The sequence below is a fragment of the Noviherbaspirillum sp. genome (assembly GCF_036563305.1).
Lineage (GTDB): Bacteria > Pseudomonadota > Gammaproteobacteria > Burkholderiales > Burkholderiaceae_D > Noviherbaspirillum.
This window is the reverse complement of record NZ_DATCMQ010000010.1, coordinates 25,069-42,661: the sequence shown is the minus strand read 5'-3', so window position 1 is coordinate 42,661 and position 17,593 is coordinate 25,069. Positions and strand designations below refer to the sequence as shown.

The window sequence follows — 17,593 nt, the reverse complement described above, 5'->3', positions numbered from 1 at the left end:
ACTAGTTCTCGCCGACCATGAACAGCCGGCGGTGCTCCCGCATCGCGTACCGGTCTGTCATGCCGGCGATGTAATCGGACACCTTGCGCGCCTGGCGCTGCGGCGCGCCTTCCGTGACCTGGTAATCGGGCGGCAGCAGCCGGGGCTCCGCCATGAAGGCCGAGAACAGTTCGCGGACGATGCGCCGTGCCTTGCTGGTCATGCGGTTGACCTGGTAGTGCTGGTAGAGGTTGGCGCGCAGGAAGCGCTTCAGCTGCAGGGCATCGTGACTCATCTGTTCGGAGAAGGCGATGAGCGGCGGCGCATCGCGCACCTCGTCCACGTTCTGGGGCGCGTGGCTGCCGATGCGCTCCATCGAGGCCTGGATCAGATCCATGGCCAGCGCATTGATCATGCGTCGTATGGTTTCGTGGATTGCGCGCCGCCCATTGATGCCGGGGAAAGCCTGCCCGACCTCATGCCGGTGGCGCGCGTAGAACCCGACCTCGTCGAGTTGGGCGGTCGTGATCAGTCCCGAGCGCAGGCCGTCGTCGATGTCGTGGTTGTTGTAGGCGATCTCGTCGGCCAGGTTTGCCAACTGCGCTTCCAGCGACGGCTGTTTCTTTTCGATGAAGCGTCGACCGACGTCGCCCAGCCGCCGCGCGTTGGGCAATGAGCAATGCTTGAGGATGCCTTCGCGTGTCTCGAACGTCAGGTTGAGGCCATCGAATGCGCCGTAGTGTTCCTCGAGCTCGTCGACCACCCGCAGGCTCTGCAGATTGTGCTCGAAGCCCCCGAAGTCCTTCATGCAGTCGTTCAGGGCTTCCTGACCGGCGTGGCCGAAAGGTGTGTGGCCGAGGTCATGGGCGAGCGAGATCGCTTCGACCAGGTCTTCGTTGAGGCGGAGATTGCGGGCGATGGAACGCGCGATCTGCGCCACCTCGATGCTGTGGGTGAGGCGGGTGCGAAACAGGTCGCCCTCGTGGTTGACGAACACCTGCGTCTTGTATTCGAGCCGGCGGAAGGCGGTGGAATGGATGATGCGGTCGCGGTCGCGCTGAAATTCGGTGCGGGTGGGCGGCGCCGGTTCATCGAAGCGCCTGCCGCGCGAAGCCGCCGACCGTGCGGCGAAGGGTGCGAGCTGGGCTTCGAGGTCCATCAGCCGACGCAGGCCCGGAGGGTGGCGCGCAGTGCATCCGCAGGAACGGGCATGATCACCGGCGAACCGAGCGGCCTGAGCAGGATGAACTTGATCTGGCCGCCTTCGTTTTTCTTGTCGACCTCCATCAGCTCCAGCCAGCGCTCGGCGCCGAGGTCGGGCGCCGTCACCGGCAGTCCGGCCGCCTCGACCACTGCCCGGATCCGCCTTGTTGCGGCGGCATCGATGAAGCCGAGGCGCTCGGACAGGTCCGCGGCCATGACCATGCCGCATCCCACGGCTTCGCCGTGCAGCCACTGGCCGTATCCGAGGCCGGCCTCGATGGCGTGGCCGAAGGTATGTCCGAAGTTGAGAATCGCGCGCAGCCCGCCTTCGCGTTCGTCCTGCCGCACGACATCGGCCTTGATTTCACACGAGCGGCGTATTGCATAGGCCAATGCATCGGCATCGCGCGCCACCAGGCGTCCCATGTTCTCTTCGATCCAGTTGAAGAAGGCGGCATCGATGATGGCGCCATGCTTGATCACTTCCGCCAGTCCGGCGGACAGCTCGCGCGGCGGCAGCGTGTCGAGCGTCGCCGTGTCGGCAATCACTGCCTGCGGTTGATAGAACGCCCCGATCATGTTCTTGCCGAGCGGATGATTGATGCCGGTCTTTCCGCCGACCGACGAATCGACCTGCGCCAGCAGCGTCGTCGGCACCTGCACGAAAGGCACGCCGCGCATGTAGGTGGCGGCAGCAAAACCGGTCAGGTCGCCGATGACCCCGCCGCCCAACGCCACCAGCGTGGTCTTGCGGTCGCATTTTTCGGCCAGCAGCACGTCGAAGACGCGCATCAGGGACGCCCAGTTTTTTTCCTCCTCGCCGTCCGGCAGCACGATGCTGGTCACCTGTTTGCCGGCCCCGGCGAGCACCCGCGTGAGCGTGTCGAGATAGAGCGGGGCGACGGTGGTATTGGTGACGATGGCGGCGCGCTGCCCGACATGGCGGGCGATCAGGCCGGGATCGGAAAGGAGCGACTGGCCGATGGTGATCGGATAGCTGCGCTCCCCGAGGTCGACTTGCAATGTGATCGGGGATGGTTGCGGCGTCATCTGAGATTGGGTGGCTAGCCGCCCGGCCTGGCGTCAGGGGGCGCTTCCAGCTGGGCGATGATGGTATTGACCAGCAATTGTACGTTAGGACGGCCGGTTTCGACCACGAAGTCGGCCACTTCCATGTAAAGAGGCTCGCGCTCGCGGGACAGCTGCTCCAGCTTGGCGCGGGGATCCGCGGTCTGCAGCAGCGGCCGGTTGCGGTCGTGGCCAGTGCGCTGGAGGATGCTGTTGATGCTGGTGCGCAGGTAGACGACCCTGCCCCTGGACTTCAGCAGAGCGCGATTTTCCGGCTTCAGGATGGCGCCGCCGCCGGTGGCGAGCACGATATTGGTCTGCGCGGTGAGGTCGCGGATCACTTCGGACTCGCGATGGCGGAAACTGGCTTCGCCCTCGATCTCGAAAATCAAGGGGATCGAGGCGCCGGTCCGCGCCTCGATTTCATGGTCCGAATCGATGAAGGTCTTGTTCAGGCGCTTGGCGAGGGCGCGGCCGATCGTGGTCTTCCCCGCCCCCATCAGGCCGACCAAGAAGATGTTGTCTACCACGTCATCGGATCCTTTCCCCCGCCACGCCTGTCGGGCTAGCGGATCGTCACCTTGTCGTCCACGACCTTCGGCGTCAGGAAGATCAGCAGCTCGGTCTTGTCGTTCGTGACGCCGGTTGTCTTGAACAGGTTGCCGACGACCGGGATGTCGCCGAACAGCGGCACCTTGGTGACCGAATCGCGCTCGGTCTGCTGGAAGATGCCGCCGATGACGACCGTACCGCCATTATCGATCAGGACCTGGGTCTTCACATGCTTGGTGTCGATCGCATAGCCGGCACGCGTTTCAACGCCGACACTGTCCTTGCTGACATCGACGTCGAGGATGACGTTGCCGTCAGGCGTGATCTGCGGCGTGACTTCCAGCTTCAGGTTTGCCTTGCGGAATGCGACGCTCGTCGCGCCGCTGCTCGTTGCCTGCTGGTAGGGCAGTTCGGTGCCCTGTTCGATCAGTGCCTTGAGCTGGTCGGCGGTGACGACACGCGGGCTGGAAATGATCTTGCCCTTGCCGTCCGCTTCGAGTGCGGACAGCTCCAGGCCGATGAACTTCGTGGCGGCGGCGTTGAACAGCGTCAGCGCCAGCGAACCCGGCGTGTTGCCGTTGATGCCCGCGGCCGGCAGATCCACCGCGTTGCCGTTGACCGTTGCGAGTGAAGGCGAATTCAGGCCGATGGCGGAGGACGTGCCCCCTGCCGCTGCGACGGTGCCGGTCTGCTGGCCGCTGGTCTCGAAAATGCCGCCGCTCGGGGTACCGCGGAAGCCGAAAGCCAGTTTCGCGCCGAGGTTGCGGCTGAACTTGTCGTCCGCCTCCACGATGCGTGCCTCGATCAGGACCTGACGGCTGGCGATGTCGGTTTTCTGCACCAGCGAACGGATCTCCTCCAGCTTGGACGGAATGTCGGTGACGAACAGCTGATTGGTGCGCGGATCGACAACCGCGCTGCCGCGCTTGGTGAGAATGCTGCGTCCGCCGCCGCCGGCCGTTCCGCCCTCGATGCCGAAGATCTGCTTGAACGACTCCGCCTTCTGGTAGTTCAACTGGAAGGTCTCGGTCTTCAGCGGCTCCAGTTCCGAAATCTGGGCGCGCTGCTCGAGCTCCAGCTTTTCCTTGGTCAGCAGCTCATCCTTCGGCGCAATCCACAGCACCGAACCGTTCTTGCGCATGTCGAGGCCCTTGGCCTGCATCACGATGTCCAGCGCCTGGTCCCACGGCACGTCTTTCAGCCGAAGCGTCAGGTTGCCGCTCACCGTGTCGCTGGTGATGATGTTGAGGCCGGTGAAGTCGGCGATCACCTGCAGGACCGCCCGCACTTCGACGTTCTGGAAATTCAGCGACAGCCGCTCGCCGCGGTAGCCCTGGGTGCCCTGCACCAGCTTGTTCGGGTCTTCCTTGATCGGCTTGACCTCGACCACCAGCTGCGTGTCGCTCTGGTAGGCGCTGTGCTCCCACAGGCCGGTCGGCGCAATCACCATGCGCACATTGTCGCCGCTCGGCGCGGTGGTGATACTCTGCACCGGGGTGCCGAAATCGGTGACATCGAGGCGACGACGCAGGATCTCGGGCAGACTGGCCTTCTGGAAGTCGACGACGATGTTCCGGCCCTGCTGGCGCACGTCGACCGCCACATCCTTGCTGGGCAGGTCGATCACGATGCGCCCTTCGCCATTGCTGCCGCGGCGGAAATCGATGTCGCGCAGCGCCGGCCGGGCGGCGGGGGCGGCGACCGGCGCGGCACCCGTGACGGAGGCATTGCCGGCCGGGCTTGCCGTCTTCAGCATGGCCGGCAGGCCGGCGGCATTGACTGCGGTAGCCAGGCCACCCGAACCGTCGATGGTGACCACCACCACGTTGCCGTCGATGGCGGTCGCATAATTCAGGGGTTTCAGCAGGTTGAACACCAGGCGCGAGCGGTCGCCGGCCTGCACCACGTTCACATTGCGAACATCGCCCATGCCGATGTCGACGGCCGACTTGCCCGTCGCGTTGGCGGTGGCACCGAAGTCAAGCGCGATGCGGGCGGGACTGGTGACCGAGAAGCCGATGGGTGGCTTGGCGAGTTTTTCCTTGAGCGTGACCTTGACGATCACGTTCGATCCCTGCTGGTTGGCCTGGATCGATTCAATCGCATTTTCCTGCGCCATGGCGTATCCGCTGAGCGCGAGCAGGCACAGGAGGACGGAGCGCGGCACGGACAGTTTGCGCGCGCGCGGTGCATCGTGGGTTTTGGTCACTGCATTCATTGCTTGGTCTCCTGCAACTCTAACTTGGCCTTGCGTTCGGTCCATTCGCCGGCGGCATCGCGTACCACTTCCTTCAGCTCGACCTCGGTGTCGGTAATCCGGGTGACGATGCCGAAGTTCTGTCCGACGTAATTTCCTACCTTCACCTGGTAGACCGCCTTGTCCACCTGCAGCAGCGCATAGCTGAGGCCGGGCTTCTGCAGCGTGCCTACCATCGAGATCGTGTCCAGGGGGAAGCTCTCCAGCACCTCCCGCCTGCGATCGAGGTCGGGCTTGATCGGGCTGCTTGATGTGCCCTGCGACTTGGCCAGCGCTACTGCAAGCTTGGCCGGGCTGTAGGGATCAGGCTCGTTCTTGGCTTCATAGGTGAAGGGCGTGAAGGTCTTCGGCGGCGACACTTTCTGCACTCTCACCGGCGTTTGCTGGCGCACTTCGTCCATCCACTGCCGGACCTCCTGCACCCCGCCGTCGCCGCATCCCTGCAGCGCGCCGAGGAAGACCAGCGGGAGGGACCGGGCAAAACCGCGAATACCGCTCATTTGTTCGCTCCCTTCTTGCCGGCCTTGTTCTTCTTGGCCGCCGCCTTCTGCGCGTCGACTTCATCCTTGTCGAGGTAGCGGAAGGTCTTCGCCACGGCATCCAGGGTCAGGCTGCCGCCGTCCTTGCCGGCCGCCAGGCTCATGCTGTTGAGGGTGACGATGCGAGGCAGGTTGGCGATGTCGCTGGCGAAGGCGCCGACGTCGTGATAGTTGCCGGTGACCTTGATATCGATCGGGAGCTCGGCATAGTAGTCCTTGACCACGACCTGGCCCGGCTTGAACAGCTCGAACTGCAAGCCGCGGCCCAGTCCGGCCTGGTTGATGTCGGAAAGGAGCGCATCCATCTCGGCCTTGCTCGGCAGCTGCTTCTCCAGGGTCGACACATATTCGCCGACTTCTTCCTTCTGCTTGCGCAGCGCCTGCAGGTTGACCGCCTGCTGAACCTTGACCTTGTATTCGTCGCGCAACTGCACTTCCTGCTGCTCGCCTGCAGTCAGCTCATCGAGCTGTCCGCTGAGGTAGACGAACCAGCCGACCGCAACGACGCCCGCGAGCATGCCCAGCGCGCACAGCATGCGCGGGATGAGCGGCCACTGTCCCGGGTGCCTTCCGTTCAGGCCGCGGAACTGCGACGCGACCACTTCACCGATATTTTTCAGATCTGCCATGTTGCGTCCATCCTCACTGCGGTTGTGAAGCGGCGCTGGCGGCGGCCTGCTGCTTGCCATCCACTGCCGCCTCCTTTTCGCGCGGCCGCTTGATGCCGACGTTCACGGTGAAAGCGAAAACCTTCTTCTGGTCCTTGGCCTGCCCGACGGTGGCGGCGCGGATTTCAACCAGGTCGGGACGCTCGAGCCACGGCGAGTTGTTGCCGAGGTTGCGCAGCAGTTCGGACACCCGCTCGTTCGACTGTGCGATACCGGTCAGGGCCACCCGCTGGCCGTCCTGCTTGAAGGAACGCAGGTAGATGCCTTCCGGCGTCTGCTTGACGAGCTCGTCCATCAGGTAGACCGGCTGGTTGCGGTCGCTTTGCAAGTCCTCGACCGCCTGCTGCCGGGCCTTCAGCGCTTCGATCTCTTCCTTCAGCGTCGAGATTTCCTTGATCTGCGTGTCGAGTTTTGCATTCTCCGCGCGGATATAGTCGTTGCGCATGTTCTGGTTCGCGATGTGCGCGGCGATGATGCCGCCGACGCCCACCACGATGGCGACGCCGCCGGCGCCGGCCAGGGCGAGCAGGCGCAGGAAGGCTTCCTTGCGCCGCTTGCGTTTCTCCTCGCGGTGCGGGAGCAGGTTAATGCGGATCATCAGTCGAACCTCCGCATGGCGAGTCCGCAAGCCACCAGGAAGGCGGGCGCCTCGGCACGCAATTGTTTTTCACGCAGGTTGGGACTCAGCTGCATGCCCTTGAACGGGCTGACGACCGAGGTGGAGATCTTGGTCCGGTCCGCCACCATCTCCACGAGGCCGGCTATGTTTGCACAACCGCCCGCGAGGAAAATCTGGTCGATATGGGTGAACGGGGTCGACGTGAAGAAGAACTGGATCGCCCGCGTGACTTCCAGCGCCGCATTGTCGAGGAAGGGCGCGAGCAGCTCCTGCTCGTAGCCCTCCGGCAGATCGCCGGCCCGCTTCTTCGATTCCGCTTCCTCGAACGACATGCCGTAGGCCCGCAGAATGTCCTGGGTCAGCTGGTTGCCGCCGAAGGGCTGTTCCCGCTCGTACACGGTCTGCCCGTCGAGCAGCACGGAAACATGCGTGGCCTGGGAGCCGATCTGGAACAGGGCGACGATCTGGCCCTGCCCGCCCTTCGGCAACTGGGCGGTGATGCGGTCGATGGCCGCGCGCGCCGCGTAGGATTCGATGTCCATCACCAGCGGCTTCAGGCCTGCGGCTTCCGCCACGGCGACCCGGTCTTCCACCTTCTCCTTGCGGGTCGCGGCGAGCAGCACCTCGATGTCATCGGGCGCGTTCTGCGCCGGGCCGATCACATCGAAGTCGAGACTGACTTCATCCAGCGCGAAAGGAATGTACTGGTTGGCCTCGCTTTCGACCTGGACTTCGAGCTCATCCTCGGACAGGCCGGCCGGCAGCACGATCTTCTTCGTGATCACGGAAGCCGGCGGCATGCCGAGCGCGACATGGCGCGCACGCGTGCCGCTCTTCTTGCAGACGCGGCGGACCGCTTCGGACACCTGCTCGATGTTCTCTATGTTGCCGTCCACCACGGCGCCGCGCGGCAGCGCCTCGCTGGCGAAACGTTCCAGCCTGAACTCGTTCTTGCCGATGTCGGTCAGCTCCACCAGCTTGACGCCGGAGGTGCTGATATCCAGCCCGATCAGCGGCGAGTTCTTCTTGCCCAGCAACAGTCCGAGATCTATGGCCAAGGGTTTCTCCCTGAAAAATGTGGCGTATTGCGTGAACGCACCACTTTTTTATATGTCGAATCTTCCGCCAACCACCGGTTGCTGCAAAAAATTCATTTAAAAACCAAGCATTTAGGTAAAAAACATCCAACATTACATTAAATCCTAGCAATAAGTTTCCGCAGGTGTAAAGCAATTTCCGAGGAGTAATATCTCTTTCCGTTGCCATTTGCCCACGCGCCGCCGGGCGACCGTTGCCGTTTAACTAATATCAACCATTCCCGGGCGCCGCTATAATTCAGCGACCCGTCACTCCCGTTCCCCGTCCCTCGCATGCCCCGTCCAAACGCCGCTGGCGACACTCCCGACACCCGCAATGCGCGCCCTCGCCGCGCTCCCCTGATCCTGCGTCTGACGCTGGGCGCCGTCGCCGGCCTGTTCGGCCTGGCGCTCGCCGGTGTCCTCGTGATCGGCTTCGCCCTGGCAATGGCCTATCCCAATCTTCCCGCGCTCGATTCGCTGACCGATTACCGGCCGAAGATCCCGCTGCGCATCTTCTCGGCGGATAACGTGCTGATCGGGGAATTCGGCGAAGAGCGCCGCAACCTGGTGCGTATCGGGGACGTGCCGGAAGTGATGAAGAAGGCGGTCCTGGCCATCGAGGATGACCGCTTCTACGACCACAGCGGCGTCGACTACTTCGGCATCGCGCGTGCGGCCCTCCACAACCTGACCAGCAGCTCCAAGCAGGGCGCGTCGACAATCACGCAGCAGGTCGCCCGCAACTTCTTCCTGTCCAGCGAACAGACTTTCAAGCGCAAGATCTACGAGATCCTGCTGGCCTGGAAAATCGAACAGAACCTCTCGAAGGACCAGATCCTCGAGGTCTACATGAACCAGATCTACCTGGGCCAGCGTGCCTACGGTTTTGCGTCTGCCGCACAGATCTACTTCGGCAAGAAGCTGGCCGACGTGACGACCGCGGAAGCGGCGATGCTGGCCGGCCTGCCCAAGGCGCCGTCCGCCTACAACCCGGTGGCCAACCCGAAGCGGGCGCGGGCGCGGCAGCAGTACATCCTGGAGCGCATGGCCAACCTCGGCTACATCTCGCAGGACGAATACGAACAGGCTAGGAACCAGGTGCTCAAGGTCAAGACCGACAGCAGCGAGTTCGGCATCCACGCCGAGTATGTCGCCGAGATGACCCGGCAGCTCGTCTATGAACAGTTCAAGGAAGAGACCTACACCCGCGGCCTCAACGTTTACACGACGATCACCAAGGCCGACCAGGACGCGGCCTACCTGGCGCTGCGCCGCGGCGTGATGGACTACGAAAAGCGGCACGGCTACCGCGGACCGGAAGGCTTCATGGAGATTCCGGAGTCCAAGGAAGAAGCGGATACGGCGATCGAGGTGGAGCTGGCGGAACACCCCGACAGCGACGATCTCATCGCCGCGGTAGTGCTGGAGGCGTCGCCGAAGCTGGTGCGCGCCGTCCTCTCCTCCGGCGAGGAGATCGAGATCACCGGCGCCGGCCTCGGCTTCGCGACCAACCTGCTGAGCGACAAGGCGCCGCCTGGCAAGAAGGTGCGGCGCGGCGCGGTGATCCGGGTCACGCTCGACAACAAGGCCTGGACCATCACGCAGATGCCGGAGGTGCAGTCGGCATTCGTCTCCGCAAGCACGGAGGACGGCGCGATCCGGGCGCTGGTCGGGGGCTTCGACTTCAACCGCAACAAGTTCAACCACGTGACCCAGGCATGGCGGCAGCCCGGCTCCTCGTTCAAGCCGTTCATCTACTCCGCGTCCCTGGAGAAAGGCCTGTCGCCGGCCACGCTGATCGCCGACGCGCCGATCAGCTTCGACGCCGGCCAGACCGGCGGCCAGCCTTGGGAACCGAAAAACTACGACGGCAAGTACGAAGGCCCGATGACGATGCGCAAGGGCCTGACCAAGTCGAAGAACATGATCTCGATCCGCATCCTGCACAAGATCGGCGCCAAGTACGGCCAGGAGTTCTCGACCCGTTTCGGCTTCGAGGCGGACAAGAATCCGCCCTATCTGACCCTGGCGCTCGGCGCCGGCGCGGTCACGCCGCTGCAGGTGGCGGGCGCCTATTCCGTCTTTGCCAATGGCGGCTACAGGGTCAGCCCCTACATCATCTCCAGGATCACCGATTCCACCGGCCGCGTGCTGTCCGAGGTGGCGCCGGCGAGGGCGGGAGAAGAAGCGAACCGGGTGATCGACGAGCGCAATGCCTTCCTGATGGACAGCATGCTCAAGGACGTCGTCAGGCACGGCACGGCCACCCGGGCGCTGGTGCTCAAGCGCACCGACATCGCGGGCAAGACCGGCACCACCAATGACTCCTTCGACGCCTGGTTCGCAGGCTACAGCCCGAAGCTGGTCGGCGTGGCCTGGATGGGCTTCGACCAACCCAGGAACCTCGGCAACAAGGAAACCGGTGGCGGACTGGCCCTGCCGATCTGGATCAGCTACATGCAGAAGGCACTGAAGGACGTGCCGGTGGAAGAACGCCCGATTCCGCCGGGCGTGATCCAGGTCGCGGGTGACTACTACTATGCGGAGAACCCGCCGGGCACCGGCGTGCGCAGCCTCGGCCTGGGCGAGCAGCCGCCGCAGGAGGAAGAGGCGGCGAAGGACGAGGTCAAGAACGAACTGTTCTGACCCGCAAGGCGAAAGGCCGGGCGATTTCCCGGCCTTTTTTTCATTGCGGCTTCGGCGCCAGTGTCACCGCCACCCCGCCCTGTTCGCTCACCATGCGCGACAGCGCCGCATACAGCTCGGATCCGTCGCGGGTGTTGATCCAGCGGCCGCCTTGCTGCCGGTAGTGGAATCCACCGGACCGCGCCGCGATCCACATCTCCTGCATCGGCGCCTGGCTGTTGATGATGATCTTGGAGCCGTTGTCCACCAGTTCGATCTCCAGCACATTCCCGCTGCGGCTGCATTCGACGTCGATGTCGGACGCCTCGGCGGCGTGCTCCAGCGCGGCTTCGATGGCGGCCAGCGTCTGCTCCGCCAGCACCAGGAATTCGGATTCAGTCATGCTACACTCCCGTCAACACTCGAAACCGTGATTCTAATCGTGAAGTCCGCTCTCCACCTTCCGCTTCTGGCCGTGCTTGCCTGCCTGTTGGCCGGATGCGGACAAAAAGGGCCGCTCTACCTGCCGACCAAGCCCGCCGCAAAACCTGCGGCAGCGACGGCGCCGCAAGCGGCGCAGCCGGCTGCTTCCGAAGAGTCCGCGGCCGGCCAGGGGTCCGCGCCTTCCACCGCCACCCAGCCGCTCCCTGCTTCCCGCTAGCCAGTCATCCCCATGTCGCATTTCAGCTATCAGAACGGCGTGCTGCACGTCGAGAACGTTCCGCTTTCCGAAGTCGCCCGCCAGTTCGGCAGTCCGACCTATGTCTATTCGAAAGCCGCCCTGGTCGAGAATTTTTCCGCCTACGCGAATGCGTGCCGCAGCAACGGACGCGACGGCAACGGCGCGCTCGTCTGCTACTCGGTCAAGTCCAATTCGAACCTGGCGGTGCTGAACCTGCTCAGTGGCATGGGCTCGGGCTTCGACATCGTCTCCGGCGGAGAGCTGTTGCGCGTGATCGCGGCGGGCGGCGACCCGCGCAAGGTGATCTTCTCCGGCGTCGGGAAATCGCACGAGGAAATGCGCCTGGCGCTGTCGCACGACATCCTATGCTTCAATGTCGAATCCACCGCCGAACTGCAGCGCCTCGACCAGGTCGCGGGCGAGATGGGGAAGAAGGCGCCGGTATCGCTGCGCGTGAATCCGAACGTCGACGCCAGGACCCATCCGTACATCTCCACCGGCCTGAAGGAAAACAAGTTCGGCATCGCATACGACGAGGCGCTCGACGCGTACCGTACCGCCGCCAGGCTACCCAATATTCATGTAGCGGGCATCGACTGCCATATCGGTTCGCAACTGCTCGACGACGCGCCGCTGCTGGAAGCGCTGGAACGCCTGATCGAGCTGATCGACAGACTGGAATCCGAGGGCATCGCCATCCGCCACCTCGACATCGGCGGCGGTATCGGGATCACCTATGACAAGGACAAGCCGGTGGCGGTGAGCGACTACCTGTCCCGCCTGTTCACCCGTATCGACGCGTGGCGCCGCGAGCGCTACCAGGGGGCGGCGATCCACGTGATGTTCGAACCTGGCCGTTCCATCGTCGGCAATGCCGGCGTGCTGCTGACCGAGGTCGAGTACCTGAAGCACGGCGAGGCGAAGAACTTCGCGATCGTGGATGCGGCCATGAACGACCTGATGCGCCCGGCAATGTACGAGGCCTGGCATGGCGTGCAGCCGGTACGGCAGCGCGAGGGCGCAACGCTGGTCTACGACATCGTCGGTCCGGTATGCGAATCGGGCGACTGGCTGGCGCGGGAACGCCGCCTGGCGCTGGAACAGGGAGATCTGCTGGCGATCATGTCGGCCGGCGCCTACGGCATGACGATGTCGTCCAACTACAATACCCGCGGGCGCGCCGCCGAGGTGATGGTGGATGGCGACAAGCTGCACCTGATCCGCAAGCGGGAAGAACCGGCAAGCCTTTTCGCGCTGGAATCCATGCTTCCCTGACGCTTCTCCCGTCTCACCCTTGCGCCGGCGCCGTCCGGCGCTTTTGCATTCTGGGCTGCAGCACGTTCCAGTAAAGACGCATGCCGAGCAGCAGCGCAACGACAAGGCCGAACAGTACGGGCTGCGCGAAATCGTTCTTGCCGGCCTTCATCCACCAGAAATGCAGGATACCGAGCGGCGCGATCAGGTACACCAGCCGGTGCAGCCATTGCCAGCGCTTGCCGCCGAGGCGGCGGGTCATCGCATTGGTGCTGGTGGCCGCGAGCGGAATCAACAGGACGAAAGCGGCGAACCCGACGGTGATGAAGGGACGCTTCACCACATCCTTGAACATCTCCCCCAGGTCGAAGAAATGGTCGAACCAGAGGAAGGTAGTGAAGTGCAACGTCGCATAGAAGAAGGCGAACAGCCCGAGCATGCGGCGCAGCCGGACCAGCCAGTTCCATTTGCTCAGCCGCCGCAGGGGCGTCACGGCCAAGGTCATGCACAGGAAGTACAGGGCCCAGTCGCCGGTACTGCGGGTAATGAACTCGATCGGATTCGCGCCCAGTCCGCCGGTGAACGTGAGCAGCGCCAGGCGCGCGAACGGTACCAGCGCCGCCATGAAAAGCAGCGACTTGATTGCCGCCAGCTGTCCGGAAGCCGGATTTTTCAGCATCATTGCCCTTGCCCTCCCCTTGGCCGCATGCTCAGTACAGCTTCTTCAGGTCCATGCCGGCGTACAGCGAACCGACATCGTAACCATTGAACATCAAGGTCTTTCGCTTGCGGGTGAAGAAACCGTCTTCGCCGATGCGGCGTTCGGTCGCCTGTGACCAGCGCGGGTGGTCGACCTCCGGATTGACGTTCGAGTAGAAACCGTACTCCTGCGGCGCGGAGATGTTCCAGGCGGTCCTGGGCTGGTCGCGCACGAAGCGGATCTTCACGATGGATTTCGGCGACTTGAACCCGTATTTCCATGGCACGACGATGCGCACCGGAGCCCCGTTCTGGTTCGGCAGCACTTCGCCGTACATGCCGAGGGTCAGCAGGGTCAGCGGGTGATTCGCTTCGTCCATCCGCAAGCCTTCGACATAGGGCCACTCGAGCACCGGACTGCGCAGACCCGGCATCTGCTTGCGGTCGGCGAGCGTGACGAATTCCACGTACTTGGCATTGCCGTTGGGTTCGACCTTCCGGATCAGCTCCGACAGCGAATAGCCGACCCACGGGATGACCATCGACCAGCCCTCGACGCAGCGCAGGCGGTAGATGCGCTCCTCCAGCGGCGCCATCTTCAGCAATGCGTCGATGTCGAGCGTGAGCGGCTTCTTCACCTCGCCCTCAATCGCCACCGTCCACGGACGCGTGCGCAGCGACCCGGCGTTGCGCGCCGGATCAGCCTTGTCGGTGCCGAATTCATAGAAGTTGTTGTAGCCGGTCGCGTCCTTGTACGCGGTCGGCTTGTCCGTCGCCGAGAAGGCGGGGTTCTGCCGGGCCGGAAGCTTTTGGGCGGCCGGAGACTGGGCAAAAGCCTCGCGCAGCGCCATTTCTGCCAACACCGGACCGGCGATCGACCCGAGGGCGATCTGCCGGATGAATTGACGGCGCGAGGCGAATACCGCGCGCGGCGTGATTTCAGAGCTGAACGGAATATCGATTCCGTTTGGATTTCGCTTGATTAACATGGCGCTCCCGGCGTTGGACGAATACGTGTTGGTCAGACAGGCAAGCTCAACCTTACAACAGATTCGTCACACGCCGGGTAGCGGGCAGCGGGTCAGAGCGCGCCGTAGGAGTGCAGCCCGGACAGGAACATGTTGACGCCAAGGAATGCGAACGTGGTCACCAGCAAGCCGACCAGCGCCCACCATGCCGCGACCTGCCCGCGCAGTCCCTTCATCAGGCGCATGTGCAACCAGGCGGCATAGTTGAGCCATACGATCAGCGCCCAGGTCTCCTTCGGATCCCAGGACCAGTAACCGCCCCAGGCTTCCGCGGCCCACAGCGCGCCGAGGATGGTGGCGATGGTGAAGAAGGCGAAGCCGACGGCGATGGCCTTGTACATGACGTCGTCAAGCACTTCCAGCGCAGGCAGGCGATCCACGAGCAGCCCGCGGGACTTGAGCAGGTAGGCGATGGCAACCATGGCGGCCAGGGCGAACGTGCCGTAGCCGATGAAATTGGCAGGCACATGGATCTTCATCCACCAGCTTTGCAGCGCCGGGACCAGCGGCTGGATCTCCGCGGCTTCGCGGCTGACCGTGTACCACAGCAGAAAGCCGACCGCCGCGGATATCACCAGCATCACGAACGGACCAAGCTGCAGGGTCTCGTACTGCTCTTCGTAGTACAGATAGAAAAGCGCGGTGATCAGGCTGAAAAGGATGAAGACTTCATACAGGTTCGAGATCGGGATGTGGCCGACGTCGGCGCCCACCAGGTAGGATTCGTACCAGCGTACCAGCATGCCGGTGAAGCCGAGCACCACGGCCGCCCAGCACAGCTTGCTGCCGATCACCCCGCCGGTGTCGGAACGGGTGACAAGTCCGCCCCAGTAGAACAGCGTGGACAGGAAGAACAGGGTGCTCATCCACAGGATGGCGGACTGGCTGGACAACGCGTATTTCAGGAAGAACCTGGTGTCTGCAGCGGGCAGCGAACCATCGTATTGCGCGATGGCGCTCAATGCGAGCACCGCCAGCACGACCATCAGCCAGCGTACCTGCTTCCAGTGCCAGCCCAGCCAGGCGAAGGTAGGCGCCGACAGCAGCAGGATCGCCTTTTCATAGATGTCCATGTAGGCGCCGTAGCGCTGCAGCGCGAACAGGGCGCCGCCGAGCAGCGCGGCCGCATACAACCAGTCGAGGGCGCCAAGCCGCCGGAAGTAGCCCGGCGGTGCGGTATAGATCGGCGTCTGCGGGGTTTGGGTCATTTCCATCAATTGCTCCTTCAGGCCGGCTGCGCCAGCTGTACTTTCAGTGCCTCAAATTCCTTCTCGAAATCCAGCGTCCGGCGTTGCGTGCTCAGTGCCATGAGCGCGCGTGCGCGGCCGTCTGCATCCTCTTTCATCCAGATCCACAGGCGCCGTTCACGGATATAGAACATGGCGAACACGCCCAGGGTGAGGAACAGGCAGCCGAGGTAGACCACGTTCTTCCCGGGGGAGCGCGTCACTTGCAGCACGGATGCTTTGACTTCCTCGAATCCCCGCAGTTGCAGGAACACCGGGGCGCCGTAGAAGGCGGCGTCGGACAATGCATTGGTGGCCAGTTGCAGGAAACGCATGTTCTTCTCGTCCTGCGCGGCCGGCGGCAGTCCCGCCTTTTGCCGCGCAGCTTGCCACAGCTCCCACATGCTGCCATTCAGGATTTTCATGAAGATTTCCGCGGCTTTTTCCTGGTCGGTCGCCGGTACCCGTTCCAGGAAGCGCGATACCGCGAGGTAGCCCGCCTGGGTGCCGTCGCCCGCGAAAATCTCCAGGCCGCGCGCGGAGGAACGCCGAAGCTGGTCGCGCAACACCTCCACATTGTCCCGGCCGTCGGGCACTGCCTGCTGCGCATAGCGCCTGGACGCGTCCTCGCGCAGGGCAGGATCGGCGACCGCCGCGCGCAGACGCATCCACTCTTCCACGGTGTCGTTTTCGTCGGCAGGAATGCGCAGGTAGCGGAACTGCTCCGCGGGCGTTTCCCGCATCCCCGTGAGGAAGACCCATGCGCCGTCGAGCTCGACCGGCTGCATGTAGTTATGGTATTCCCGCGCCTGGCCCGTCTTGTCGCGCAGCTTGTACTGCACGCTCGGGCCGACGTTCTTCAGCTCCTTGTTGTTCGGATCCTTCGCCGCGGAACCGAGCTGCTTGCCGATGCCGGCGGCGACCTTTTCATTGAAGCTCAGGGCCGGATTGACCGCGCGCACGTCCTGGCCCGACTGCGCCATGTTCTCGACGTTGAAGACCTTGAAACCCGACCATTCGATCGTGTATTCGTTGCCCGCCGTACTGCCGAGCTGCGTGGTGCCGCCGACTTCGCCGCTGATCTCGAAGGACTCGGTGCGCGCGCCGGTCATCGGGTAGGCGGCCAGCTTCAGCTTGCTGCCGCCATCGTCGAAACTGGACTGGTAGACCGCGACGCCCTTGTACAGCAGCGGCTCGTTGACCTTGATGGTGGCGGGGAAGGTCTTGCCCGCCTCGCGGTCGTGAATGACGACTTCGCTTGCGAACAGCTTCGGCATCCCGGTCGAGTAGAAGTCGACGATGAAGCGTTTGAGCTCGATCGAGAACGGCAGCTCCTGGATGTAGACGCCGCCCTGCTGCGGAATCACGGCGGTGCTTACGGTAGCGCCTTCGGGAATGAAGGCGTTGGCACGGAAGGTCGGATTGCCGAGGCCGAGGCGATGACGTTCCGGAATGTCGGCGATCATGCCCGCGCCGCTGAACGGCGCCTTGTTGCCGAACCATTGCTGGAAGCGGATCGGCAGGTCTGAATCGAGCAGGCCGCCGACGCAGATGATCACGATGGCGCTGTGGGCGAAGATGTAGCCCCACTTGTTGGCGGCCCCGCGCTTGGCGGTGATGAGCACGCCCCCATCCTTCTCCAGCACCTTCAGCTTGAAGCCGCTGCCGGCGACCCGTTGCGCCAGGTCCTGGGCAAAGGTCCGCAACGGAAGGCTGCTGCTCCACTCCGCCTTGTGCGGGAAATTGCGCAGCGACTGCTCGCGCACGTTCTCGCGCCAGCTTCGCATGTCCCGCAACATCTTCGGCGTATTGCGAACGATGCACAGGCTGGTCGACGCGACCAGGAACGCCATGATCAGCAGGAACCACCAGGCGGAGTACACCGCATAGAGACTCAGCTTGTCGAACACCGCGAACCAGAACGGGCCGAACTGGTTCACGTAGTTGGGCATCGGCTCGTTCTGCTTGAGCACCGTGCCGATCACGGACGCAATCGAAATCAGCGTCAGCAGGCTGATCGCGAAACGCATGGACGACACCAGCTCGACGATGTCCGCCAGCCAGCGTCGCCGCGTGTGCAAATGCAATCCCGAAGTGCTAGTACTCATCTCTGTT

14 protein-coding genes and 2 pseudogenes are annotated in these 17,593 nt (G+C 63.7%); 3 read left to right on the top strand and 13 right to left on the bottom strand.

What is annotated here, in order from left to right; translation table 11 throughout:
* Position 1 precedes the first annotated feature (1 nt).
* From VIM12_RS07515 to VIM12_RS07480, 8 genes and pseudogenes are all read right to left on the bottom strand, one after another.
* Complete coding sequence (locus VIM12_RS07515; protein ID WP_331940991.1) at positions 2-1,138, bottom strand: deoxyguanosinetriphosphate triphosphohydrolase; 1,137 nt, start codon at positions 1,136-1,138, stop codon at positions 2-4.
* Positions 1,138-2,232: a 3-dehydroquinate synthase gene (gene aroB / locus VIM12_RS07510; protein ID WP_331940990.1), complete on the bottom strand. Its 1,095-nt coding sequence runs from the start codon at positions 2,230-2,232 to the stop codon at positions 1,138-1,140. Before aroB ends, VIM12_RS07515 begins: the two co-directional genes overlap by 1 nt.
* A gap of 35 nt (positions 2,233-2,267) precedes the next feature.
* A pseudogene (aroK, locus tag VIM12_RS07505) lies at positions 2,268-2,780 on the bottom strand (shikimate kinase AroK); the annotation flags it as partial.
* Positions 2,781-2,815: 35 nt separating this feature from the next.
* Positions 2,816-5,020: a type IV pilus secretin PilQ gene (gene pilQ, locus VIM12_RS07500; RefSeq protein WP_414691764.1), complete on the bottom strand. Its 2,205-nt coding sequence runs from the start codon at positions 5,018-5,020 to the stop codon at positions 2,816-2,818.
* Complete coding sequence (locus VIM12_RS07495; RefSeq protein ID WP_331940988.1) at positions 5,017-5,559, bottom strand: pilus assembly protein PilP; 543 nt, start codon at positions 5,557-5,559, stop codon at positions 5,017-5,019. The genes pilQ and VIM12_RS07495 overlap by 4 nt, the downstream gene beginning before the upstream one ends.
* Entirely contained in the window at positions 5,556-6,227 is a 672-nt protein-coding gene (locus tag VIM12_RS07490; RefSeq protein ID WP_331940987.1) for a type 4a pilus biogenesis protein PilO, read from the bottom strand. Before VIM12_RS07490 ends, VIM12_RS07495 begins: the two co-directional genes overlap by 4 nt.
* 13 nt (positions 6,228-6,240) lie before the next feature.
* Positions 6,241-6,864, bottom strand: a complete 624-nt coding sequence (locus VIM12_RS07485; RefSeq protein WP_331940986.1) for a PilN domain-containing protein — start codon at positions 6,862-6,864, stop codon at positions 6,241-6,243.
* Positions 6,864-7,943: a pilus assembly protein PilM gene (locus VIM12_RS07480; protein ID WP_331940985.1), complete on the bottom strand. Its 1,080-nt coding sequence runs from the start codon at positions 7,941-7,943 to the stop codon at positions 6,864-6,866. The genes VIM12_RS07485 and VIM12_RS07480 overlap by 1 nt, the downstream gene beginning before the upstream one ends.
* Before the next feature lie 312 nt (positions 7,944-8,255).
* Between VIM12_RS07480 and VIM12_RS07475 the strand changes: the two genes are divergently transcribed.
* Entirely contained in the window at positions 8,256-10,610 is a 2,355-nt protein-coding gene (locus VIM12_RS07475) for a penicillin-binding protein 1A (protein ID WP_331940984.1), read from the top strand.
* Positions 10,611-10,650: 40 nt separating this feature from the next.
* Here the strand turns inward: VIM12_RS07475 and cyaY are convergent, their stop codons facing one another.
* A complete protein-coding gene (cyaY, locus tag VIM12_RS07470) occupies positions 10,651-10,992 on the bottom strand; it encodes an iron donor protein CyaY (RefSeq protein WP_331940983.1) in 342 nt (113 codons plus the stop codon).
* On the opposite strand from cyaY, the gene lptM reads away from it, so the two are divergent.
* Positions 10,924-11,250 carry an LPS translocon maturation chaperone LptM gene (lptM, locus tag VIM12_RS21255; protein WP_349257575.1) on the top strand — a complete coding sequence of 109 codons (327 nt, stop codon included), beginning with the start codon at positions 10,924-10,926 and terminating at the stop codon, positions 11,248-11,250. The genes cyaY and lptM overlap by 69 nt on opposite strands.
* Before the next feature lie 12 nt (positions 11,251-11,262).
* A complete protein-coding gene (lysA, locus tag VIM12_RS07465; RefSeq protein ID WP_331940982.1) occupies positions 11,263-12,546 on the top strand; it encodes a diaminopimelate decarboxylase in 1,284 nt (427 codons plus the stop codon).
* A 13-nt stretch (positions 12,547-12,559) separates the two neighbouring features.
* Here the strand turns inward: lysA and msrQ are convergent.
* The 4 genes and pseudogenes from msrQ to VIM12_RS07445 all read right to left on the bottom strand — a co-directional run.
* A pseudogene (gene msrQ, locus VIM12_RS07460) lies at positions 12,560-13,246 on the bottom strand (protein-methionine-sulfoxide reductase heme-binding subunit MsrQ); the annotation flags it as partial.
* The gene (msrP, locus tag VIM12_RS07455) at positions 13,236-14,213 is read right to left on the bottom strand and encodes a protein-methionine-sulfoxide reductase catalytic subunit MsrP (RefSeq protein WP_331940981.1); all 978 of its coding nucleotides are present in this window, start codon (positions 14,211-14,213) and stop codon (positions 13,236-13,238) included. The pseudogene msrQ and the gene msrP, both read right to left, overlap by 11 nt.
* A gap of 92 nt (positions 14,214-14,305) precedes the next feature.
* Positions 14,306-15,466 (bottom strand): c-type cytochrome biogenesis protein CcsB, encoded by a 1,161-nt coding sequence (ccsB, locus tag VIM12_RS07450; RefSeq protein ID WP_331940980.1) that lies wholly within the window; start codon positions 15,464-15,466, stop codon positions 14,306-14,308.
* A gap of 11 nt (positions 15,467-15,477) precedes the next feature.
* Positions 15,478-17,586 (bottom strand): cytochrome c biogenesis protein ResB, encoded by a 2,109-nt coding sequence (locus VIM12_RS07445; RefSeq protein ID WP_331940979.1) that lies wholly within the window; start codon positions 17,584-17,586, stop codon positions 15,478-15,480.
* Positions 17,587-17,593: the final 7 nt, after the last annotated feature.

Bases quoted from the DNA above. Each gene is read 5' to 3' on its own strand.
- VIM12_RS07515 (WP_331940991.1), bottom strand. From the start codon at position 1,138: ATGGACCTCGAAGCCCAGCTCGCACCCTTCGCCGCACGGTCGGCGGCT.
- aroB (WP_331940990.1), bottom strand. From the start codon at position 2,232: ATGACGCCGCAACCATCCCCGATCACATTGCAAGTCGACCTCGGGGAG.
- pilQ (WP_414691764.1), bottom strand. From the start codon at position 5,020: ATGAATGCAGTGACCAAAACCCACGATGCACCGCGCGCGCGCAAACTG.
- VIM12_RS07495 (WP_331940988.1), bottom strand. From the start codon at position 5,559: ATGAGCGGTATTCGCGGTTTTGCCCGGTCCCTCCCGCTGGTCTTCCTC.
- VIM12_RS07490 (WP_331940987.1), bottom strand. From the start codon at position 6,227: ATGGCAGATCTGAAAAATATCGGTGAAGTGGTCGCGTCGCAGTTCCGC.
- VIM12_RS07485 (WP_331940986.1), bottom strand. From the start codon at position 6,864: ATGATCCGCATTAACCTGCTCCCGCACCGCGAGGAGAAACGCAAGCGG.
- VIM12_RS07475 (WP_331940984.1), top strand. From the start codon at position 8,256: ATGCCCCGTCCAAACGCCGCTGGCGACACTCCCGACACCCGCAATGCG.
- cyaY (WP_331940983.1), bottom strand. From the start codon at position 10,992: ATGACTGAATCCGAATTCCTGGTGCTGGCGGAGCAGACGCTGGCCGCC.
- lysA (WP_331940982.1), top strand. From the start codon at position 11,263: ATGTCGCATTTCAGCTATCAGAACGGCGTGCTGCACGTCGAGAACGTT.
- msrP (WP_331940981.1), bottom strand. From the start codon at position 14,213: ATGTTAATCAAGCGAAATCCAAACGGAATCGATATTCCGTTCAGCTCT.
- ccsB (WP_331940980.1), bottom strand. From the start codon at position 15,466: ATGGAAATGACCCAAACCCCGCAGACGCCGATCTATACCGCACCGCCG.
- VIM12_RS07445 (WP_331940979.1), bottom strand. From the start codon at position 17,586: ATGAGTACTAGCACTTCGGGATTGCATTTGCACACGCGGCGACGCTGG.